Raw genomic sequence first — 21,442 nt, 5'->3', positions numbered from 1 at the left:
TGCCGGCGAATTACTCGGCGTAATTTTGCCAGGTGAGGATGGGTGGGTTTGGGGCTCGGAGTCGCTACTCGGCAGTGGTCGACCGCTGGATCATGCAGGACAGCCGGGCCGTGCAGACCAGCCGGCCGGCGTCGTCGACGACCTGGATCTCGTACGTGGCGAGGCTGCGCCCGAGCCGCAGCGCCGTCGCGGTGGCGGTGACGCTCCCGTCCCGCACACCGAGGTGATGGCTCGCGTTGATCTCGATCCCGACCGCCCGCCCGCCGCGACCGGCGTGCAGCGCCGCCGCGACCGACCCGACGGTCTCCGCCAGCACGCAGGACGCGCCACCGTGCAGCAGCCCGTACGGCTGGGTGTTGCCGACGACCGGCATCCGGCCGACGACCCGCTCCGCGCTGGCCGACAGCACCTCGACGCCCATCCGGTCGGCCAGCGCGCCCATGCTCTCGAAGACCTCGTCCAGGGCCGCCTGGGTCGCCGCCCGGTCGTCCACGCCCACCTCGTCGTCCGCCATGCCCGCGACGCTACCCGCCCACCGCGCGACCCCGGAACGCCGTGTCACCGACGTGCCGCGCACCACCCTCCGCCCCGCGCGGGGAAGGTCGACCCGAGCGATTTTCGTTGCCCGGCAACGGTTTCGGTCCGGCCCGGCGGCATCCCCGTTGTCCGCCAAGCCAACCGCCCCGCCCGCTCGGGCGAGCATCATCGGCCGGGCCTGTCCGCTCGGGCAGGCGTGGCCGGCCGGGCCCGTTGTCCGACTCCCAGCCGACCACCTCGTCAATCCACTATGGACGGTCTCACGCTGCCGTGTACCCCGCTGACCGCAGCGTATCCGGCCACTTTATGTCCATAATGGAGTGTCGTCCGTGGCTGGCTGGACGGGGTTCCACCGGCGCCCACCGCCGGCGTTCGAGCAGCCCGACCGCGCGCCGTCGTGGGCGAGGCCGCGTCGGGCGCGTCCGGCGCGTCGATCGGCCGCTCGGTGCGGCCGACGCCGAACGCGTAGCCGAACAGCCCGCCGAACGCGGCCCCGGCCGCCCCCGCCAGCACCGCAACGGACAGCCACGGCAGCAGGTCGACGCCGGTCACGACTCGCTCACCACCCGCACCCCGGCCAGCCGCACCGGCACATCCTGCTCGCGGATGTCGGAGCCGTCCAGGTACCAACCGTGCAGGACGGCCGTCCCCGGCTGCTCGCCACGCCGTACCCCGATCGCGCGGAACTTGGCCGTCCGCCCCGGCCGCGCGGCGGCGGTCAGCTCCACGATCCCGCCCTCCGGCGGCAGCTCGTCCTCACGCATCGGCCACCGCCCCGGCCGGCCGGCACCGCCCGGCCAGCCGCAGACTTCCCCGGTACGGATCGGCCGGACGCCGGCGCTGCACCGCCGCCCCGGTCACTCGCCGGTCGAGCACGCGCAGCGCGGCCGCCCGGTACATCGCCCGCCGGATCGCGCGGATCCGCCGGGCCCGCGCGCGCCGGGCCCGCCACGCCGCGATCACCGCCACCACCCGGCCGGGTCGTACTCGTTGCGCCGCAACCATTCCAGCGCACTCAGGTATCGCGCGCGCAACCGCCTGGCCGCGCGCACGCTACGGTAGACGAGTTCCATCGATGGTTCCTCACTTCCGTCGGTGGGGCAGGGGCGCGATGCGAGGCTTGCCGGCATGCATCGCGCCCCACCTGCTTTCTTCGACCGCCGTCGAGCGGCGGGGACACCGGACCGCCCGCGGGGTGACCATCGGTAGGACCGCCACCCCGCATGGTGAGATCCGGCGGTTTGGACAGTAGACTCCGTTGCGGCAGTTTGCAAGCAACGAGTTAGTGTGTACGTGTTATCGGGAGGTTCCATGCCCCCACGCCCCAAGAGCCCGTCGGCGCAACGACGTCTCATCGCCTTGACACTCAAGGAACTCCGGGACCGGTCCGGCAAGGACCTGAAAGAAGTCTCCACCGCCGTCGAGCGCACCAGCACCTGGTTGAGCCGCGCCGAGCGTGCCGAGATGACCCCCGGGCCGAACGATCTCAAGGCGCTGCTCGTCTACTACGGCCTCGACCCGGAAAGCGCGCAGGTGCAGGCGATCCAGTCGGTCGCCAAGCTCGCCCGGGGCCGGGGCGGCTGGTGGCACTCCTACTCGGACTACATGCCCAAGGAGTTCGGCAATTTCGTCGGCCTCGAAACCGCCGCCTCCCTACTCCGCGAGTACGAAGACTCTCTCGTTCCCGGTCTCCTACAGACCGACGACTACGCCCAAGCGGTCCTGCTCGCCGGACAGCGCGCGCCGACCGAGGCTGACATTCGCGAGAAGCTGGCAGTCCGGGCACACCGCCAGCGGCTCCTGGACGTGGACGATCCGCCAGAGCTTCGGGTGGTCCTCGATGAGGGCTCCATTCGCCGCGAGGTCGGGGGAGCCGACGTCATGCGCGGTCAGGTCGACCACCTTCTCGACATGTCACGGCGAAGCAACATCAAGATCCAAGTGCTTCCCTTTCGATCCGGCGCACACCCCGGGCTTGATGGGCCGTTCACGATCATCGACTTCCCGCCGCCGCCCGAGGGCTATCCGGACACGGCACAACCTCGACTCATCTACATCGAATCCATGATGAACGCCTGGTACCTGGAAAAGCCGGAGGAGATCATTGCCTACGACAATGCATGGGATGACATCCGGTCACTGGCATTAACGCCCTCGGACTCCGTCGAGCTTCTGCGTAGGATCGCCGATGACCTGAGTCGGTGAGTTAGGAAGGAAGCGCGGGGATGTCTGTCGATCTGACGCGCGCCCGATGGCGCAAGAGCACTCGGTCCGGCACGCAGGGTGGTCAGTGCGTGGAGGTCGCGACCAACCTCCCGAGGTTGTTGCTGTCCGCGACAGCAAGGACCCGGACGGGCCGGTACTGGTGGTCGCGGCACGGGCATGGGCTGCCTTCGCGGACTCGATGAAGCAGGCCTGAGCGAGCGGCGCAACGGCCCCCGACCGTTCGGGGACCGTTCTCCCATGCAGCAACGGACCCGGCGGGGGAGGGCACGTGTCAACGGACGGCGTTCACGAGCGGGTGGGTCCCGGCGTGGCGGAGCGGGTCAGGGCGAGCTTCGACAGCCAGGGGCTGATGCGTCATCTCGGTGCCGAACTGGCCGAGGTCGCGCCGGGCCGAGTGCTCATCCAGCTGCCGAACCGTCCCGAGGTCAGCCAGCAGCACGGCTACGTGCATGCCGGGGCCACCAGCGCGATCGCGGACAGTGCCGGCGGGTTCGCCGCGTTCACGCTGTTCCCCGAGGGCAGCACGGTCCTCACCGTCGAGTACAAGATCAACCTGCTCGCGCCGGCGATCGGGGATCGGCTGGAGGCCGTCGGCACCGTGTTGAAGGCGGGCCGCACCCTGACCGTCTGCCGGCTGGAGGTGTTCGGCGTCCGCGACGACCACCGCTCGCTCGTCGCCACCGGCCAGCAGACGCTCATCTGCGTACCGGCCAGGCCAGAGCGGTGACGCGACCGGACGCGGGTCGGCACCCTCAGCGCGGCACCGTCCGGCGCGCCTCGGTAGGGTCGCCGCCCGTCACGTACGAGTAGAAGCTCTGCGCGGCGCCGTCGAGGTACGCCAGCACGGGTTCGCGCATGGCCGGGAACGGCAACGTCGCGAGGCGCTCCCGGGCAACACCCAGCCCGACGAACTCGCTGTCGATGACGTCGCCGGGCTCCAGCTTGCCGCCGGGCAGGCTGCTGAACTCCCGGCCGGCGAAACGTTGCCGCACCAGCAGCAGCCGCCCGTCCCGGATCAGGATCCCGGCCACCGCGGCGATCCGCCGCACGGTCAGGCCCGGATGGCGATCAGGTGCAGCAGCGAGGCCACCGCCCGGTACGGGTCGGTCCGCCCGGCGCGCTCTTCCGCGTCCAGCAGCGCGGCGAACGTCTCCGCGTCCGGCACCGGCGCGTCCGAGGCGGCCGGGTCGGTGAACACCCGCACCCCGTACCAGGCGAGTACCGACAGGCCGAGGTCGGCGAGGGACGCGGTCAGGTCGGCACGGCGGTCGGCGCGGGCCGGCACGCCGATCCGGTTCAGGTAGCCGGCCTGGGTGAACGCCCGGTGCGCGGCGGCCCAGTCGCCGGCCAGTCCCGGCCGCATCGCGAGCGCGTCCCCGTTGCGTACCAGCAGGGACAGCATGCCGCCGGGCGGCAACAACCGGGCCAGGTCGGCGAGCAGCGGCGCCGGGTCGGCGAAGTACATCAGGACCCCGTGGCACAGCACCACGTCGAAGCTCGCCGGGGCGAACGGCCCGGCGGTGTCACCCGGCGGCTCGCTCCACCGCGCGATGTCGTCGTGCAGCAGCGTGACCCGGTCGCGTACCTCCGCGGGTTCGGCGGCCAGCGCCGTCGCGAAGTCGGCCAGCAGCCGGTCGGACGCGTCGAGCCCGGTGACCCGGTGCCCGCGGCGGGCCAGCCGCAGCGCCTGGGTGCCCTGCCCGCAGCCGACGTCGAGCACCCGCCGCGGCGGCGTGTCCGGGATCTGCTCGGCGAGCTGCCGGGTGACGAGCTCCTGCCGTACCTCCTGGCGCAGCGTCCCGAGACGTTCCCGCCAGACCTGCTCGCCCTGTTCGAACCGTGTGCCCACCGTGCCTCCGCCGCGTCCCGCAGGGCGCCGGCGGCGCCCCGGTTCGACGGTACCGAGGCTCCGCCGGCCGACCCGGTCGAGGGCTACCGGTGAAACGTCACCGCATGGCTGGCGCCGTCGTGCGCGCTGGTGTCGACGCGGAACGTGAGCGCGCGACCGGTGGAGGTCACCGTGACGGAGTCGTCGGCCCGCCAGGCGGTGTAGCCGGCCGCGACGACCCGGACCGTCAGCCGGTCCGACCGGTGCGTCGGATCGGCGACGACGACGGTCAGCGCGTCCGCCGCCTGCCTGAGCAGGACCGCGGCGGGGCCGTCGACCGTCGTCGGCAGCGCTCCCTGGCCGCGTACCGTGCCCGGCCGGTACAGGTTGGCCGCGGTGATGCCGAGCCGCGGCACCCGGATCGCCTGGGCGCCGGTGTCGTTGGCCAGTACGAGGATGCCCGGCTGGGCGGCGACCCGGCTGGTGCGCGCGGCGGACGCGCCGGGCAGCAGCAGGTACGCGTACCGGCTGTCGCTCGGCCCGGTGCCGTGGTCGAGCCAGAGCGTCAGGTAGCGCCGGGTGATCGGATCGGTCGGTCCGCCGGCGTTGATGTCGCGCCACCGGCCGGTGCGCTCCTCCCGCTTGGCCGACAGCGACACCGGCCCGTCGAGGAACACGTACCCGGCGACGCCGGCCAGGTGCGCCCACCGGACCCCGTCGGCGACGGTCGACCAGCCCTGCCGGGACGGCTGCGCGGATCCGTCGAGCAGCAGGGTGTTCGTGCCGTCGGTGTGCAGGTTGCGGTTCTCCACGATCGTCTGCACCGCGGCGGTGCCGCCGGAGATGCCGGCGCCGAGCGCGACCACGTACTCGTCGAGGCAGAACCACGACTTGCGCGCGGTCATGGTCGACTGGAAGCCGGCGACGTCCTGCCCGACGACGGCGTACGTGCCGTCCAGCACCGCACCGCCGGCGTAGCTGGTCGACGGGGTCGCGCCGCCCCACGCCGGGCCGGCGCCGTCGGCCAGCGGCGCGGTGTCCACGGTGGTGCCGGGCAGCCGGTACGGGTCGACGGTCGGCCAGAACGCGTCGGTGAACTGGGCGTCGTCGGCATGGTCGTACAGGTAGCCCATGCCCTCGCCCTGGTGCCAGCCGTGCAGGTTCTCGCCGTTGCCGTGCTCGTAGTAGCAGATCCGCTCGGAGGCCATCGCGATCGTGTAGCACCAGCCGTCTCGCCGGTGCACCGCCCGGTCCATCTGCGCGAACAGGTCGTGCCGCACCGGCTCCGGCGCCGGGGCGACGGTGCCGTCCGCGCGCAGCGCCTTGATCAGCGCGATCTGCGGTACCGACATGGTGGCGAGCGGATTGTCGAAGTGGTCCCGGTCGAGCCAGCCGGCGCAGCGCGCCTGCCACCTGGCCGCGGTCGACGCGTCGACGCTCGGCGCGAGGGTCAGGATGTCGAGCACCGCGGTGTGCCCGTCGGTGTGCTCGCTCTCGGAGTAGCGGGAGACCGCGCGGCCCCGCACGCTGTCCATCATCTGATCGTCGAACACGACCGGCGCGTAGGTCCGCTCGACCGCGTCGAACAGGATCTGCCGGTTCGGGTCGGTCACCTCCCAGGTCGAGCCGGCCAGCAGGGACAGCAGCTTCGCCATCCCGCCCAGCAGCACCAGACCGTAGGTCCCGGTGTACGCCACGTGCGTGTGCTGCACGAACGAGCCGTCCCGGTAGAACCCGTCACCGCTGTCGACGTAGCCGAAGACGGCGGACAGCGCGTCCCGGGCCTGGGTGATCTTGTCCGCGTTCCGGTCCAGGATCCCGCGGATCAGCACGACCTGGCACTCGTCGACCCGGTTGGCGCCGGTCGAGGTCGTCTCGTTGCCGCCCGGCGCCATCTTCGTCGGATCCGGTACGAAGTGGTCGACGGCGGCGACCGTCTGCGCCAGCCGGTCGGCGGTCAGCTGGTCGTACAGCAGCACGGCGACGTCGTTGAGCAGCTTCGGCGCACCGATCTGCCAGTCCCACCAGTTGCCGTACATGGCCTGCGCGTCGTTGTACGCGCCGTCGTGCACGGCGGCCAGCCCGGCGGTGATGCCGGCCAGCAGCGCGGCGTCGCCGTGTTTCGCCGTACCGGGCGTCACGTACCCGGTGGCCATCGCGTGCAGCCGCCGGTAGGCGCTGGTCACGTGGGCCGAGTTCGAGCCCAGCGGCAGGTCGGTGAAGCCGCCCGTACTGTCCTGTGTGGACAGTGCTGCGTCCACGGCGGAGTCGATGGCGGCCAGCGCGGCGGCGTAGTCGGGATCGGTCGGGTCGACGTCGCCGCCGGTGGTCGCCGCGTACCAGGAGGCACGGAGCCGGTCGAACTCGTCCCCGCTGGAGTCCGACGCCGGTGCGGCGTCGGCGGCGGGGGGAGCGACCAGCGCACCCGCGGCGGCAGCGGCCACCGAGGCGACGAGGAAGGTACGGCGGTTCAGCTGAGGGGTCATCGCTTGCCTCCGGCGCGCGAAAGTGCTTGGTAACCGCTTTCCACATGCAGTGGTGGACAGCCTAGGCCGCCCGGGGCTCCGTACTCAAGACCGCCGTTCTCGATCGGAGCCACCGGAGGGCGGCCCCAGGCCGGAGGGCGGCCCCAGGCCGGAGGGCGGCCCCAGGCCGGAGGGCGGCGCCAGGCCGGAGGGCGGCGCCGGGCCGGAGGGCGGCGCCGGGCCGGAGGGCGGCGCCGGGCCGGAGGCCGCCGAAGGGTCAGCGGTCCAGGAACGCGGTCATCCGGCGGCGCTTCTCGTCGTCCTCGAACAGCACCGCCTGGGCCAGCTGCTCGACCTGCGGGTGCGCGTCGGCCGGCGCGTCCACGGCGAGCTTGGTCAGCCGCAACGCGAGCGGCGAGACCCTCGCCATCCGGTCCAGCAGCGCGTGCGCGGTCGGCAGCAGCTCGTCCGGCGCCACCACCTGCGACACCAGCCGTACCGCGAGCGCGTCGGCGGCGCTGAGCCGGCGCCCGGTGTACAGCAGCTCCTTGGCGAGCGACTCGCCGACCAGCTGCGGCAGCCGGTAGAGGGCGCCCGCGCCGGCAACGATGCCCAACCGCACCTCGGGCTGGCCGAAGAAGCTCCGGTCGGTACAGATCCGCACGTCGCAGGCGTATCCGAGCTCGGCGCCGCCGCCCAATGCCGGCCCGTCGATCGCGGCGACGCTGGGCATCGGCAGCGACCGGATGTGCTGCATGATGCCGTGGTTGATGCCGGCGAGCGCGTCGTACCGGTCCCGGTCGCGCAGCTGCGCGATGTCGGCACCGGCCGCGAAGATGCCGTCGGTACCGCCGGTCAGCAGCAGCAGCTTCGGCGCGCGGGTCAGCCTGTCGCACACCGCATGCAGCTCGTCGACCATCTCGGCGTCGATCGCGTTGCGCTTGTCCGGCCGGTGCAGCGTGACGACGACCCGGTCGTCCTGCTCCGCCACCAGCAGCGTCCGGTACTCAGACACCGGCGTCCTCCGTTCCCGTGCCGGGGCCGACGATGCCGGCCGGCCGGGCGTGTGCCACCCCGACCGTCGCCGCCGGCGGGCCGGCGGGGTGCGGCGCCGCGAGTTCAGTCATCCAGCACCTTCTTTCCGTCGACCCAGCGGTAGAAGCCCTGGCCCGACTTGCGGCCGAGCTTCCCCTCGGCGACCATCCGCTGCAGCAGGTCGGGCGGCGCGAACCGGTCCCCGTACGCCTCGCGCAGCGTCTCGGCGATCGCCAGCCGCACGTCCAGCCCGACCACGTCGGTCAGCTCCAGCGGCCCCATCGGATGCCGGTACCCGAGGGTCATCGCGGTGTCGATGTCGGCCGGGCTGGCGACCTTCGTCTCGACCATCCGGATCGCCTCCAGGCCGAGCGCCACGCCGAGCCGGGAGGAGGCGAACCCGGGCGCGTCGGCCACCACGATCGGCTCCTTGCCCAGCCGTACCGCGAGGGCCAGCGCCGCGTCCCTGGTGGCCGCCGCGGTGTCCGGGCCGACCACGACCTCCAGCAGCGGCATCGACCACACCGGGTTGAAGAAGTGCAGCCCGCAGAACCGGTCCGGGCTGGCCAGCACCGCGGCCAGCGCGCCGATCGCGATGCTGGACGTGTTGCTGGCCAGCAGGCTCGGCCGCAGCCGCTCCGCCTCGCGCAGCACCTGCCGCTTCAGCTCGACCCGCTCCGGTACCGCCTCGATCACCGCGGCCGGCTCGGGCGCCAGGTCGGCGAGCGCGGTCGCGGTGGCGAGCCGGTCGCGGGCCGCCGCGGCGTCGGCGGCGTCCTGCCGGCCGGTGCGCACCGCCTTGTCCCAGCGGGCCTCCAGCGCCGCGGCCGCGGCGCTCGCCCGATCACCGTCCACCTCGACCAGGGTCACCTGGTATCCGGCGTTCGCGGCGACGTAGCCGATCCCGATGCCCATCGTGCCGCCGCCGATCACCACCAGCCGCTCGGCCACCCGTACCTCCCACCGCTCGACGACGTTGTCGAGCCGACCCTACGGCCTGCCGCCCGCAGTCTCCAGGCAGCCGGGTTGATCATGGTGTCAACCGGTTGGCAAACGCTTGCCAACCGGGACGAGACCATGATCAACGCGGTGGGGCCGGGCGGGCGGGCGGGTCAGCCGCTGCTGAAGCCGTGCAGCAGGTAGACGACGATCCACAGGGCGGTGGCAAGGACCGCGATCGAACTCGCCATGCCGAGCCGGTTGTCCGGGCTGATCCGCTGCCGGCGCGCGGCCACGGTACCGATGCCGACCAGGATCAGCGCGACCACCGAGGCACCCGGTACCAGCAGGCCGGCGATCGCCAGCGCGCAGGACCAGCCGCCGAGTGCGGTGCGCTGCTCCCGGCCGTACCGGCCGGCCACCGGGATGCCGAGCGCGACCAGGCGCTGCCGGGCGAGCAGGATCTCCCGGACGCACCGTTCCAGCGCCGGTGTCCGCGGGTTCGGGTTGCGGGCCGCCTCCCAGTACGACGGGTACCCGCTGCGGCTGATCTCCACGGCCAGCCTCGCCTGGGCGCGCTGCAGTCGCCGTACGGTCCGGTCGGCGCGCAGGCCCGCCTTGGCCGCGGCGCGCTTCCGGGCGGCGCTCCGGCCCCGCGCGGTGACCAGCGCGTCCATCTCCTCCGGGTCGACCAGGATCGGCTCGATCCCGTTCAGCCGGCCCAGGTAGTACCCGGCCTCGTGCCGGCGGGCCACCCGCAGCATCAGCAGCACCGCGACGAACCCGGGGATGCCCTTGATCAGCAGGCCGCCGATCAGCCCGCCGACGCCGATGCCGAACCCGTCCCGCAGCAGCGGCGAGTTCCAGACGAAGTGCAGCGTCCAGGCGCCGAGGTAGGCGAGCACGGCGACGCCGACCCGGATCCGCAGCGACCGGTCGGTACGAACCACCGCATAGCCGACGCCGGCCCCCACCAGCGCGGTGAACAGCGTGTGGCTCCACAACCCGCCCAGGAAGCCGCGGACCAGGAAGGTCGCCACGACCGGGGTGACCGCGTCGCCGTTCCCGGCCAGTACCACCGAGTTGATCGAGTAGACGAAGTCCTCGACGACCTGGAAGCCCAGCCCGACGAGCGCCCCGTAGACGAAGCCGTCCACCACGCTGTTCACGTGCCGCTTGGCGAGCAGCACGATCGCGACCACCCCGAGCGCCTTCAGGGTCTCCTCGTTGGTCGGGCCGACGAGCGCCGGCGCCCAGCGGTCGGCGAAGCTCGGCGAGAACACCTTGGCGAGGATCTCCTGGGCAGCGGTGTTGCCGATGTTGGCCATCGCCGTCGCTACCAGCCCACCCCAGCAGAACGCGGTGGCGAGCAGCACGAACGGTTCCCGTTCCAGCCAGTCGACCTCGCGCACGACCCAGATGAACGGCACCGCGTACGCCGCGAACAGCACGAACGCGACCGCGGAGGCGCGCGGGTAGAGCCGGACCGCGTCGGCGAAGATCAGCCCGATCCGCCAGGCGCCGATCGCGACCAGCACCGCGACCATCCACACCGCGGGCATCCGCAGCTGGACGGCGGGGCCGGACGCGGCCGGCGGCGGCGCCACCGGCGGGCGCTCGGCGATGCCCGCCCGGTGTCGCCCGTCATGGCTGGACAGCGCGCGACGCGCACCGAGCCGTTTGGTGATCTTGCGAGTCGGCTCGGCACCGTCCTCGGGTACCGCGCCGGACGTCACGACGCACCGAACCGCACGCTGCGGATCATGCCGGTCAGGTCCGCGCCCTCCGTGCGCAGGTCCGAGCCGTCCCCGGCCATGCTGATCTCGACGCCGACGCCGTGGTGGCCGAACACCGCGTACGTCCCGTTGCGGCCCGGCGTGGAGTAGCTGCCGGCGAGTCCGGCGACACCCGTCTCGGTGGAGGTCGGATGTTCCTGCTGCGACGTCTGGTACCCGGGATTGCTCTGGATCTTGCGGCGCAGCCGCTCGCTCAGCCCGTCCAGCTTCCCGGAGTACCTGCTGGCCTCGACGACGACCCGGACGCTGCGCACCGAGAACACCAGCCGGTACAGCGACGGCTGCGTCTTGGTGACGTCCAGGACGGCGTCCGCCGGCGCGGCGAGGGACACGCCGAGGCCGACGTCGAGCCGTTCGCCGGCGCGCAGCGAGCGGCCGGCGGGCAGCGCGTCGTCGATCGTCGGCAGGCCGATCGCGATGGCGGCAACGACGGCGAGTACGGCGAGGCTGCCGTACAGATTCGGACGGAGCACGGCAATCCCCACCTCACTCTGAGTCGGTGGTGACCAGCTGAAATGTAGCGCATCGCGCCGAATGGTGCGGTCTCGCACCGCGCTCGGTGACGGCCCGGCTCCGCATCGCCCCACCTCCACCACCGCCGGCCGCGCCCGACGGCACCTCTTATGGTCCGTCCCCCGGCCCAGTTGATCAAGGCGTACCGGTGGGCAACTCCCCCATCGTGTTCGGCGGCGTGTGTCACAGAATGCACGCACCGTAGTCGTGACTCGGGAGTCGTAACCTGCGATGTCATGGAGTTCGCCGAAGTGGTCCGCCGTCGCCGGATGATCCGCAACTACGACCCCGACCGCCCGGTGCCCGCCGAGGTACGCGATCGGATCCTGCGGCACGCGCTGCGTGCACCGTCCGCCGGGTTCTCCCAGGGCTGGGCGTTCCTGGTGCTCGAATCGCCCGAGGACCGGGCCCGGTTCTGGGCCGCCACCGCTCCGGACGACTCGACGCCCGAGGCACCGTCCCGCTGGCTCGCCCGGATGTCCACCGCGCCGCTGATCGTGGTGCCGCTCGCGCACCGGGACGCCTACCTCGACCGGTACGCGGAGCCGGACAAGGGCTGGACCGATCGGGACGAGGCCCGCTGGCCGGTGCCGTACTGGCACATCGACACCGGGTTCGCCGCACTGCTGATGCTGCTCACCGCGGTCGACGAGGAACTCGGCGCGTGCTTCTTCGGCATCCCGCCGGAACGCACCGACGCGTTCCGTGCCGCGTTCGGGGTGCCGGGCCCGTACGCGCCCATCGGCGCGATCACCATCGGCTACCGGGCGCCGGACCCGCGCTCGCCGTCGCTGCGCCGCGGCCACCGCCCGTTCACCGACGTCATCCACTTCGGCCGCTGGTAACCGCCACCCCGGTACTGTTGATCATGGTCGTCGCGACGGGGAAGCGCCGTCTCCACGGATGACCCCAGGGTCGACAGGGGCTACCGGGTGGGATGCGAAAGGACGCACCCCGGTGGGGGTGCGTCCTGGTTGCGCGGTTTCTGCAGCGTGCCGCCGGTGCCGGGTCCTCCTCGCCGCCGCTCGGGGGTACGCGGTACCGGCCTCGCCACCATCCGCCGCCGTGGCGGCGGAACGTCGTGCTACTCGCCCTGTCGCTGCGTCGGGATCTGACCCTGCAGCAGAGCCCGAACCTCAGACTCGCGGTAGCGACGGTGGCCACCGAGCGTCCGGATGGCGCTCAGCTTGCCGGCCTTCGCCCACCGGGTCACGGTCTTCGGGTCGACCCGGAACATCGAGGCCACTTCGGCCGGGGTGAGCAGCGGCTCGGATTCGTGCGTACGCGATGCCATCGGTAATTCCTCCTGATTACTCTCAGCCATCGACCGGGGTCCCGCCGGCCGACGCTCTTCCATGGTCCGTCCTGTCCGCGATGTCCGACATGGGCCGAACGGATGAACTGGGCTGGACAACAGGTGGAGCTAAGTCCGATGTATCCCCATTAACTGGCCTGCGGTCAGTTGCGGCGTTCCCGCAGCTGCACCTTCCGCCAGCGTTCCAGCAGGTCGGAGTAGAGCTCGCCGGCGACGTCCGTGTCGCCACGGGCCAGTGCGGCGAGGGTGTCCGCCACCACCCGGGGCGAGTCGTCGTCCAGCAACTCACGGTCACCCATCAGGTAGACGAGACCGCCGTAATCCAGCTCGACTACCGAGCGTGGATGGAACTTCTCCAACCAGCGCGCGTCGTTCTCCACCGCCAGCGTCATCGGCGCGTGCTCGCCGACGGTCCGGCGCATCACCGCGAGCGCCCGGTGCGCCCGCCGCCGGGCCCGCGCCATCGACGTCCGGTACCGGACGTGCCGCTCCGTCGGGGCCAGTGCGGCGCGGCGCTCGTCGTACTCCACGAACGCGAACCAGCGGGCCGGCACCACCCAGCCGGACACCAGCTCGTGCAGCAGCTGGTCGTGCTCGGTCAGCGCGGCGCCGCCGGCCCGCAGGTCGCCGAGCGGGTCGGCAGCGGTCCGCCAGTCGGCCACCACCCGCTCCGCCACCGCGGTCAGCGCCGGCGGGACGAACGCGTCGGCGAGCGCCGCGGGCACCCCGCGACGCGCGGACAGCACCCCCTGCGCCACCTGAACCCGCAGGTCCCACGGGCAGACCAGGGTCACCTCGCCGTCGGTCACCGAGTACGCCTCGTCCGGCAGCTCGGGCAGCTTGGTCCAGCCGGCGCCCAGCGCCTCCAGGACCGTGCGCCGTTGCCGCGCCGGGCCCAGCGCCTGCGGTACGGCACGGTTCGCCGCCAGGTAGCGCCGCCAGTGCTGCTGGCGGGCACGCTCGAACGCGATCAGCGGTTCGTAGACGCGAAGGTACGACGCGAAGGGCGGCACGGCGCCGATCGTGCCACGTCTCGGCCCGCCGCGGCCGACGCGGTGTCCGCGAGTTGGGATGCACCGCACCTGTCGCCCCGTACCGGGCGAGCGCGCGCACTACGCTCAGTTGTACCGGCAGACCAGCCGGCAGCGCGCCGCCGCCCCACAAGGACGCGGCCGAGGACAAGTAGGAGTGACGAAAGATGGGCGTATTCACCGCCGACACCGGACATGAGCAGGTGGTCTTCTGCCAGGACAAACCGTCCGGGCTGAAGGCGATCATCGCGATCTACTCCACCGCGCTCGGTCCGTCCCTCGGCGGCACCCGCTTCTTCCCGTACCAGAACGAGGCCGACGCGGTCCACGACGCGCTCGAACTGTCCCGCGGCATGGCGTACAAGAACGCGCTGGCCGGGCTGGACCTCGGCGGTGGCAAGGCGGTGATCTGGGGCGACCCGAACACGGTCAAGTCCGAGGCGCTGCTGCGCGCGTACGGCCGGTTCGTCGAGTCGCTGGCGGGGCGCTACGTCACCGCCTGCGACGTGGGCACCTACGTCGCCGACATGGACATCGTCGCCAAGGAGACCCGGTACGTGACGGGCCGTTCGGTCGAGCACGGCGGCGCCGGCGACTCGTCCATCCTCACCGCGTACGGCGTGTTCCAGGGCATGCGCGCCGCCGCCGAGCACGCCTGGGGCAGCCCGACGCTGCGCGGCCACCGGGTCGGCGTGACCGGCGTCGGCAAGGTCGGCCGGTACCTGCTCCAGCACCTCACCGAGGACGGCGCGGACATCGTCGTCACCGACCCGAACGAGGCCGCCGTCGAGTGGGTGCGCACGACCTACCCGCAGGTCGACGTCGTCGCGGACACCGACGCGCTGCTCGCCGCCGACATCGACGTGTACGCGCCGTGCGCGATGGGCGGCGCACTGAACGACGAGACGGTCGGCGCGCTCCGCGCCAAGATCGTCTGCGGCGCGGCCAACAACCAGCTCGCGCACCCCGGTATCGAGAAGGTGCTCGCCGACCGTGGGGTGCTGTACGCGCCGGACTACGTGGTGAACGCCGGTGGTGTGATCCAGGTCGCGGACGAGATCGACGGCTTCAACTTCGACCGCGCCAAGTCGCGGGCCAGCCGGATCTTCGAGACGACCAAGGAGATCCTGACGCTGTCGGACACCGACGGGGTGCCGCCGGCGGTGGCCGCCGACCGGCTCGCCGAGCGCCGGATGGCCGAGTGCGGCCGGCTGCGCGGCATCCTGCTGCCCGGCCGCTAGCTGGTGCGGCTCGGCACAGCCGACCACGAGTTTGTCTGCGGCCGGTGCCCAGCCATCGCACGGCCGGCTCCCAGCGGGGGCCGGCCGCCAGCGCCGTTCGGTAGCGGCCGGTAACCGCCTGTACCCATTACCCGGCCCACCCCGGTGCGGCCCCGCGCCGGGGCCACTGTGTGGTCCGCCACCGACGTCTCACTCAGGGGTGGGGCGAGGTGCCGAATCCCGGACCGGCGCTGTACCGTATTAGCCACGAGAGATGCCTAAGTCACCGGGGTCGCCTCCGGCACCCCGTCATTACCGCGTGAGGGGGTCGAGCCATGGGGCGCGGCCGAGCTAAGGCCAAGCAGACAAAGGTGGCCCGGCAGCTGAAGTACCACACCCCTGATACCGACCTCGGGGCGCTTCAGCGCGAACTGGGGAGCGGTCCTTCCGATGGGGACGATCTCAACAGCGTGGACGAATACGGCGACTCGTACGACCCGTACGAGGAGGAGTCGGGGCAGCGCGCCGCCAACGGCCGCTGATCGCCTCGCCTTTCGTCCGCACCGACACGGGCCGGTCTTCCCGGCCACCTCGCCGGTCCTCACCCAGCTGTGAGGGCCGACCGCGTGCCAGCACGGTTCCGACGTGTGCCACCCGCCGTCGACCGTGTCCGGGTGCCGGGTCGCGAGGCACCGGTCGGTGATGTGAGATCGACAGCATGAACGGGCCACCCGGTCGACGAGGACCGGGTGGCCCGTTGTGTGCCTGCCTGTAGGCGCTCCGCGCCGGAGCCCGCCCGCCGATCAGGCGGTCGCGGTGTGCTCACCCGAACTCGGCGCCGACGGCGGGACCTCGATCGGACGGGTCAGCGCGCCGGCGACGGTGCGGGCCCGCGGTGCCGCCGCGGCACGCAGCCCGCTCAGCCGGTGCAGCAGCGACTGCTGCCGCTCCGCGACACCCGGACCGACGCCGAACTTCGCGACCGCCCGGCGGACCAGGTCCATCCCGCCGAGACCCGGCAGCTCGTCCATCTTGCGGTCGATCCGCTCGATGTGCTTGGCGCCCTCCGCGCCACCCAGCAGGTAGCTGAGCACGAACGCGGTCTCCCGCTTCGGCTCGATCGTGGAGCCGACCGGGCCCCAGAACGCCTTCATCGCGAACCGGGTCAGCTTGCGCGCCTTGGCGGAACGCTCCAACCGGTCCTTCGCCTGCGAGGCGTAGAAGGCCAGATGCCGGGTCTCCTGCTTCTGCACCCGCTTGAGCAGCTTGGTCAGCTCCGGGTGGTCCTCCCGCTGCATCATCCGCGCGTACGCGGCGTGCGCCGACCACTCGTTGATCGCGCCCCAGGACATGTGCACGGCGACAAAATCCTCCCCGATGATGTTCGCCGCGAGCGCCTGGTTGATCGGTGCCAGCCGGTCCTTGATGCCCTGCGCGAGCCGCACCTCACGAATGTGCGCGTAGTCGGCCAACACGCCGTGCACCCGCAACACCTCGTCGAGCGCCTCGCCGTGCCAGAACTCCTCGTACGCCCAGTGGGTGAGGAACGCGGTCACCTCCGGGTCCTTGTGCGAGGGGGTGACGAGCAGGTCGCGCAGATAGCAGATCGTGTGGCTCTCTACGTCGGACATGTAACGCAGAGTGCGCAGCGCCGCCGGGGTGAGCGGGCGTTCCCGGAACGAGTCGTAGTCGACGTCGTCGAACTTGACCCGCACCGAGTTGTTCTTGTAATTGCTGATGTCGAAGGCCACGTAGGTATTCGTATCCTGTACCGGCGCGGATCGCTAGCGGCGGAGCGTGCCGAATCTGACCGATCGCCCGCAAACCGTACCGTGAGCTTGACCAACTCACGGCCACCGCTGCGCAGCGTGAGCGGTACGACCGAGGCGGTTTACGCCCGGCTTGCCGGCGAGAGACACTGACGGGCGGATTGTTCGTCCGGCGCCGCGGAACCGTCTGTCACCACGCCGGAAGACCGCAGGGCACCACCGCATCCGCGACGGTGGCACACAGTGAGCAAGGGGTCTGGTATGGACAGCAGGGCAGTCATCGACGACGATCGGACCACTCCGGACGCGACCGGCACGCCGTTCGGACTCCGCTTCGCCCGCACGCCGCGCGCCGGCGTCGCGCTCGACCTCGACCACGTCCGCTACGACGAACACCGCCAGCGCTCCCTCGCCGCCGACGGCGACCGCTGGCTGCCGCTGATCGACCACCGGCTCGCCCAGACCCTGCAGACCAGTGGTGAGAGCCCCCGGGAGGACGAGATATTCGACAAGTCGTTCGCGTGACCGCGCCGGACACGGTGCTGGTGCTCACCGGCCGGCTGGACGCCACCGCCGACCTGGTGATCACCGAACTCGACCGCCGGGGCGTACCGGTGTTCCGGTGCGACCCGGCCGACTTCCCGGACCGGATCGCGGTGTCCGCGCGCTTCGACACCGCGGCCGGCTGGTCCGGCACGCTGCGCACGCCGTACCGGTCGGTCGAGCTGGGCCGCATCGTCGGCGCCTGGTACCGGCGGCCGGGACGGATCGCCGTCCGTACCGACCCGGCCACCGCAGACCAGCCCGAGGCGGCCGGGGTCGACACCGCGGGCGCCGGGGTCGACGAGTGGGCGAGCGCGGAGGCGCGCGGCGGCTTCGGCGGGCTGCTCGCCGCGGTGCCGCGCTGGCTCAACGATCCCGGCCGGATGGAGCACGCCGAGTACAAGCCGGTGCAGCTCGCCGCCGCGGCGCGGGCCGGCCTGGCGGCGCCGCGGACGCTGATCACCACCGATCCGGCGGCCGCCCGGGAGTTCGTCGCCGGGCTGCCGCACGCGGTGTACAAACCGTTCCGCGGGTCGCTGCGGGCGGCCGACGGCACCCGGTTCATCTACACCAGCGCGGTCACCGCCGCCGAGATCGACGACTCGGTCCGGTACACGGCGCACCAGTTCCAGGAGTGGATCGACAAGGACCACGAGGTGCGACTCACCGTCGTCGGCGACCGGTACTTCGCCGCCCGGCTCACCGCACGATCCGAGGCCGCGCGCACCGACTGGCGATCCGACTACGACTCGGTCGACTACGCCGTCACCGAGGTACCCGACGGGGTGCGCGCCGCGGTGGCGCGGATGCTCGCCGAGCTGGGGTTGCGGTTCGCGGCGATGGACTTCGTGGTGCGCCCGGACGGACGGTGGTACTTCCTCGACCTCAACCCCAACGGGCAGTGGGGCTGGATCGAACACCACACCGGCCTACCCATCTGCGCCGCCATCGCCGACGAGCTCACCGCCTCTGTGCGCTGAGGTGACCCCGAAGCGCTCGGGTCGGGCTGGGTTGCCGCCGGGGCACCGGAGACAAGATCCTGACCCCTTGAGCGTGGAGGGAGCGCGAGAGAGGAGCGGAGCTCTTCTCTCGCACGCACCCCACGGCGGGCGGCCGACAACCGTGAAGGGCGAAGCGAACCGGGACCAGACGACCCACGCCGTGCAAGGGGTAACCGCAACCAGGGCGAGCGCGTCGCAGTGAACGCAACCCACGCGAGCGACGGTGGCCGCGCCCGCACGGGGTGGCGTCAGCCGCGGGTGTGTTCGCCGAGCATCTGGACGCGCCCCTCGCCCTCCACGACCTCACCCAGCACCCAGGCGTTGACGTCGTGCGCGGCCAGCAGCGAGATCGCCCGGTCGACGTCGGCGGGCCCGACGATCGCGACCATGCCGACCCCCTGGTTGAAGGTCCGCTCCATCTCCTCGGCGTCGATCCGCCCCTTGGTGGCGATCAGGTCGAAGATCGGCTGCGGTCGCCAGGACGACCGGTCCACGATCGCGTCCAGGTCCTCCGGCAGCGACCGGACCAGGTTGCCGGGGATGCCGCCGCCGGTGATGTGTGCGAACGCGTGCACGTCGCACTCCTGGATCAGCGACAGGCAGTCCTGCGCGTAGATCCGGGTGGGTACGAGCAGTTCCTCGCCCAGCGAGCGCTGCTCGCCGAGGTCGTCCACGACCGTGTCGAGCTTCATCCGGCCGGCGCCCAGGAGCACGTGCCGGACCAGCGAGAACCCGTTCGAGTGCAGGCCGGACGAGCCGAGCGCGATCAGCGTGTCACCGAGCTGCACCCGGTCGCCGCCGAGCACCTTGTCGGCGTCGACGACCCCGATGCCGGTGCCCGAGATGTCGTACTCGTCCGGGCGCAGCATCCCCGGGTGCTCGGCGACCTCGCCGCCGACCAGCGAACACCCCGCGTACCGGCAGCCGTCGGCGATGCCGGCGACGATCTCGACGATGCGCTCCGGGACCACCTCACCGCAGGCGACGTAGTCCTGCAGGAACAGCGGTTCGGCGCCGCACACGACCAGGTCGTCGACCACCATCGCGACCAGGTCGACGCCGACCGTGTCGTGGATGCCCATCTGCTGCGCGATCAGCAGCTTGGTCCCGACGCCGTCGGTGGAGGAGGCGAGCAGCGGCTTGCTGTACTTCGTGGTGTCCAGCGCGAACAGGCCGGCGAAGCCGCCGATGCCGCCGACCACCTCGGGCCGGAAGGTCTTGTGCACCTTGCTCTTCATCAACTCGACGGCCTGCTCACCGGCCTCGATGTTGACGCCGGCCTCCGCGTAGCTGGAACCGCGCTTGCGGCCGCGGCCGGCGGAACCGGACCACGGAACGGTTCCCGCTCGCTGGCCGGTCTCGCCGGTGGCGCCGTCGGTCGTACCAGCTCGCTCGGTCACCTGGGTCACCGAATCTCCCCTCAGGTGGGCCGCCTCGCGACCCACGTCGTTCACGGACGCCGGAGGGCGTCCGCCCCACCCGGGCCGGCGGACACCGGGTCGGCGTCCGCTGCCGGTGGCCGCGCCTCGTTCGGGCGGCCGGAACCATCGTCGGCGGCCGGTGGGCCGGACGTGGCGGTCGAACTGTCGGCGCGGCGGCCGATGCCTTCCAGGACGTGCTTGCCGACCAGCGTGTCGGCCGGCAACTCGACCGGGTAGACCCCGTCGAAGCAGGCCCGGCAGAGCCGGTTGCGGGGCTGCTCGGTCGCGGCGATCAGGTTGTCCAGTGACACGTACCCGAGGGTGTCGGCGCCGACGGACCGGCGGATGCCCTCGGTGTCCAGCCCGTTCGCGAGCAGCTCGGCCCGGGTGGCGAAGTCGATGCCGTAGAAGCACGGCCACTTGACCGGCGGCGACGCGATCCGGACGTGCACCTCCAGCGCACCGGCCTCGCGCAGCATCCGGACGATGGCGCGCTGGGTGTTGCCGCGCACGATCGAGTCGTCCACCACCACGACCCGCTTGCCGCGGATCTGCTCGCGCAGCGGGTTGAGCTTGAGCCGGATGCCGAGTTGCCGGATCGTCTGCGACGGCTGGATGAACGTGCGGCCGACGTAGGCGTTCTTGACCAGCCCCATGCCGTACGGAGTGCCGGACTCGTCGGCGTAGCCGATCGCCGCCGGGGTGCCCGACTCCGGGCTGGGGATCACCAGGTCGGCCTCGACCGGGTACTCCTGGGCCAGCCGGCGGCCGATCTCGACCCGCGCCGCGTACACGTTGCGGCCGGCGATGGTGGTGTCCGGCCGGGCCAGGTAGACGTACTCGAACAGGCAGCCCTTGGGCTCCGGGTTGGCGAACCGCTCGCTGCGCAGCCCGTGCTCGTCGATCGCGAGCAGCTCGCCCGGCTCGACCTCGCGGACCACCGAGGCGCCGACGATGTCCAGCGCGGCGGTCTCGGACGCGACCACCCAGCCGCGTTCCAGCCGGCCGAGCACCAGCGGGTGGATGCCCTGCGGGTCGCGGGCCGCGTAGAGCGTGTCCTCGTCGCAGAACACGAAGCTGAACGCGCCGCGCAGGGTCGGCAGCAGCTCCAGCGCGGCGGCCTCGACGGACAGGTCGGGCCGGCTGGCGAGCAGCGTGGTGACCAGCGCGGTGTCGTTGGTGGCGCCGGCGTCCAGGCCGAGCTTGGCGGCCCGGTGCGCGAGGTCGACCGCGTTGACCAGGTTGCCGTTGTGGGCCAGCGCGATCGTGGTGCCCGCCGAGGTGGACCGCAGGGTGGGCTGCGCGTTCTCCCAGCCGGGGCCACCGGTGGTGGAGTAACGGCAGTGGCCGACCGCGATGTGCCCGTACAGGCTGGCCAGGGATGCCTCGTCGAACACCTGGGAGACCAGGCCGAGGTCCTTGTACACCACGACGCCGGAGCCGTCGCTGACCGCGATGCCGGCCGCTTCCTGGCCGCGGTGCTGCAGTGCGTAGAGACCGAAATAGGTGAGTTTGGCGACCTCTTCGCCCGGTGCCCAGACACCGAAGACGCCACATGCGTCCTGCGGGCCGGGGCCGTCCGGGTCGAGATCGTGGGTCAGCAGCCCGTCGCCTCGGGGCACTGCCGCTCCTCGCTAGCCGGGGAAAGCCGTCGCCGGCAAGTGTACGCGAGCCGACGGCGATGACATAGAGGCGTCGTTTGATCACTTCTGGTCATCATCGCCTGTCAGGCGGTGGTACGCGTGGCGTCCGCCGCTGCCCGACCCGGTGCGGCGAAGGTCCGGAACGCCCCGATCCGGACCG

Annotated in this window: 23 protein-coding genes and 1 pseudogene; 8 read left to right on the top strand and 16 right to left on the bottom strand. The window is 72.1% G+C overall.

Annotated elements, in window-relative coordinates; genetic code table 11:
• Positions 1-64: 64 nt before the first annotated feature.
• The 4 genes from Athai_RS32745 to Athai_RS32730 all read right to left on the bottom strand — a co-directional run bounded on the left by Athai_RS32745 (position 65) and on the right by Athai_RS32730 (position 1,509).
• A complete protein-coding gene (locus Athai_RS32745) occupies positions 65-514 on the bottom strand; it encodes a PaaI family thioesterase (protein WP_203965050.1) in 450 nt (149 codons plus the stop codon).
• A gap of 263 nt (positions 515-777) precedes the next feature.
• The gene (locus tag Athai_RS32740) at positions 778-1,089 is read right to left on the bottom strand and encodes a hypothetical protein (protein WP_203965049.1); all 312 of its coding nucleotides are present in this window, start codon (positions 1,087-1,089) and stop codon (positions 778-780) included.
• Positions 1,086-1,301, bottom strand: coding sequence for a hypothetical protein (locus Athai_RS32735; protein WP_203965048.1), 216 nt, complete (start codon positions 1,299-1,301; stop codon positions 1,086-1,088). Before Athai_RS32735 ends, Athai_RS32740 begins: the two co-directional genes overlap by 4 nt.
• Complete coding sequence (locus Athai_RS32730) at positions 1,294-1,509, bottom strand: hypothetical protein (protein WP_203965047.1); 216 nt, start codon at positions 1,507-1,509, stop codon at positions 1,294-1,296. The genes Athai_RS32735 and Athai_RS32730 overlap by 8 nt, the downstream gene beginning before the upstream one ends.
• A 387-nt stretch (positions 1,510-1,896) precedes the next feature.
• Here Athai_RS32730 and Athai_RS32725 point away from each other — a divergent pair, with 387 nt between their 5' ends.
• From Athai_RS32725 to Athai_RS32715, 3 genes and pseudogenes are all read left to right on the top strand, one after another.
• Complete coding sequence (locus tag Athai_RS32725; protein WP_203965046.1) at positions 1,897-2,742, top strand: helix-turn-helix domain-containing protein; 846 nt, start codon at positions 1,897-1,899, stop codon at positions 2,740-2,742.
• A gap of 20 nt (positions 2,743-2,762) precedes the next feature.
• Positions 2,763-2,956: pseudogene (locus Athai_RS32720) on the top strand (DUF397 domain-containing protein).
• A 75-nt stretch (positions 2,957-3,031) separates the two neighbouring features.
• Positions 3,032-3,490 carry a PaaI family thioesterase gene (locus Athai_RS32715; protein ID WP_203965045.1) on the top strand — a complete coding sequence of 153 codons (459 nt, stop codon included), beginning with the start codon at positions 3,032-3,034 and terminating at the stop codon, positions 3,488-3,490.
• 25 nt (positions 3,491-3,515) lie between these two features.
• Here Athai_RS32715 and Athai_RS32710 read toward each other — a convergent pair whose 3' ends face one another.
• From Athai_RS32710 to Athai_RS32680, 7 genes are all read right to left on the bottom strand, one after another.
• Complete coding sequence (locus Athai_RS32710; protein ID WP_203965044.1) at positions 3,516-3,794, bottom strand: NUDIX hydrolase; 279 nt, start codon at positions 3,792-3,794, stop codon at positions 3,516-3,518.
• Between the two features lie 20 nt (positions 3,795-3,814).
• The gene (locus Athai_RS32705; RefSeq protein WP_203965043.1) at positions 3,815-4,612 is read right to left on the bottom strand and encodes a methyltransferase domain-containing protein; all 798 of its coding nucleotides are present in this window, start codon (positions 4,610-4,612) and stop codon (positions 3,815-3,817) included.
• 83 nt (positions 4,613-4,695) lie between these two features.
• Positions 4,696-7,077, bottom strand: coding sequence for a polysaccharide lyase 8 family protein (locus Athai_RS32700; RefSeq protein WP_203965042.1), 2,382 nt, complete (start codon positions 7,075-7,077; stop codon positions 4,696-4,698).
• 256 nt (positions 7,078-7,333) lie between these two features.
• Positions 7,334-8,071, bottom strand: coding sequence for an enoyl-CoA hydratase/isomerase family protein (locus Athai_RS32695; RefSeq protein ID WP_203965041.1), 738 nt, complete (start codon positions 8,069-8,071; stop codon positions 7,334-7,336).
• Between the two features lie 104 nt (positions 8,072-8,175).
• Positions 8,176-9,042: a 3-hydroxyacyl-CoA dehydrogenase family protein gene (locus tag Athai_RS32690; protein WP_203965040.1), complete on the bottom strand. Its 867-nt coding sequence runs from the start codon at positions 9,040-9,042 to the stop codon at positions 8,176-8,178.
• 161 nt (positions 9,043-9,203) lie between these two features.
• On the bottom strand, positions 9,204-10,766 hold the full coding sequence (locus Athai_RS32685; RefSeq protein ID WP_239157305.1) for a PrsW family intramembrane metalloprotease: 1,563 nt from the start codon (positions 10,764-10,766) through the stop codon (positions 9,204-9,206).
• Positions 10,763-11,299, bottom strand: coding sequence for a hypothetical protein (locus Athai_RS32680; RefSeq protein ID WP_203965039.1), 537 nt, complete (start codon positions 11,297-11,299; stop codon positions 10,763-10,765). Before Athai_RS32680 ends, Athai_RS32685 begins: the two co-directional genes overlap by 4 nt.
• A gap of 276 nt (positions 11,300-11,575) precedes the next feature.
• Here Athai_RS32680 and Athai_RS32675 point away from each other — a divergent pair, with 276 nt between their 5' ends.
• Positions 11,576-12,184 (top strand): nitroreductase family protein, encoded by a 609-nt coding sequence (locus Athai_RS32675; protein ID WP_203965038.1) that lies wholly within the window; start codon positions 11,576-11,578, stop codon positions 12,182-12,184.
• Positions 12,185-12,423: 239 nt separating this feature from the next.
• Here the strand turns inward: Athai_RS32675 and Athai_RS32670 are convergent, their stop codons facing one another.
• A complete protein-coding gene (locus Athai_RS32670) occupies positions 12,424-12,633 on the bottom strand; it encodes a BldC family transcriptional regulator (protein ID WP_030448411.1) in 210 nt (69 codons plus the stop codon).
• A gap of 164 nt (positions 12,634-12,797) precedes the next feature.
• Positions 12,798-13,667, bottom strand: a complete 870-nt coding sequence (locus tag Athai_RS32665) for a DUF8083 family protein (RefSeq protein WP_203965037.1) — start codon at positions 13,665-13,667, stop codon at positions 12,798-12,800.
• Between the two features lie 185 nt (positions 13,668-13,852).
• On the opposite strand from Athai_RS32665, the gene Athai_RS32660 reads away from it, so the two are divergent.
• Positions 13,853-14,926 (top strand): Glu/Leu/Phe/Val family dehydrogenase, encoded by a 1,074-nt coding sequence (locus tag Athai_RS32660; RefSeq protein ID WP_203965036.1) that lies wholly within the window; start codon positions 13,853-13,855, stop codon positions 14,924-14,926.
• 314 nt (positions 14,927-15,240) lie between these two features.
• Complete coding sequence (locus Athai_RS32655) at positions 15,241-15,447, top strand: DUF3073 domain-containing protein (protein WP_203965035.1); 207 nt, start codon at positions 15,241-15,243, stop codon at positions 15,445-15,447.
• A gap of 261 nt (positions 15,448-15,708) precedes the next feature.
• Here Athai_RS32655 and Athai_RS32650 read toward each other — a convergent pair whose 3' ends face one another.
• The gene (locus Athai_RS32650) at positions 15,709-16,656 is read right to left on the bottom strand and encodes a ferritin-like domain-containing protein (RefSeq protein WP_203965034.1); all 948 of its coding nucleotides are present in this window, start codon (positions 16,654-16,656) and stop codon (positions 15,709-15,711) included.
• Between the two features lie 279 nt (positions 16,657-16,935).
• Here Athai_RS32650 and Athai_RS32645 point away from each other — a divergent pair, with 279 nt between their 5' ends.
• A complete protein-coding gene (locus Athai_RS32645; RefSeq protein WP_203965033.1) occupies positions 16,936-17,199 on the top strand; it encodes a hypothetical protein in 264 nt (87 codons plus the stop codon).
• Positions 17,196-18,197: an ATP-grasp ribosomal peptide maturase gene (tgmB, locus tag Athai_RS32640; protein ID WP_203965032.1), complete on the top strand. Its 1,002-nt coding sequence runs from the start codon at positions 17,196-17,198 to the stop codon at positions 18,195-18,197. The genes Athai_RS32645 and tgmB overlap by 4 nt, the downstream gene beginning before the upstream one ends.
• 269 nt (positions 18,198-18,466) lie before the next feature.
• On the opposite strand, the gene purM is transcribed toward tgmB, so the two are convergent.
• Positions 18,467-19,627, bottom strand: a complete 1,161-nt coding sequence (gene purM / locus Athai_RS32635) for a phosphoribosylformylglycinamidine cyclo-ligase (protein WP_420829810.1) — start codon at positions 19,625-19,627, stop codon at positions 18,467-18,469.
• 41 nt (positions 19,628-19,668) lie between these two features.
• Positions 19,669-21,261 (bottom strand): amidophosphoribosyltransferase, encoded by a 1,593-nt coding sequence (gene purF, locus Athai_RS32630; protein WP_203965031.1) that lies wholly within the window; start codon positions 21,259-21,261, stop codon positions 19,669-19,671.
• Positions 21,262-21,442: the final 181 nt, after the last annotated feature.

Origin of the sequence: Actinocatenispora thailandica (assembly GCF_016865425.1) — a bacterium.
GTDB classification, from domain to species: Bacteria; Actinomycetota; Actinomycetes; order Mycobacteriales; family Micromonosporaceae; genus Actinocatenispora; species Actinocatenispora thailandica.
Note: the sequence above shows the minus strand (reverse complement) of the source record. Positions and strands in the feature narration are given on the sequence as shown.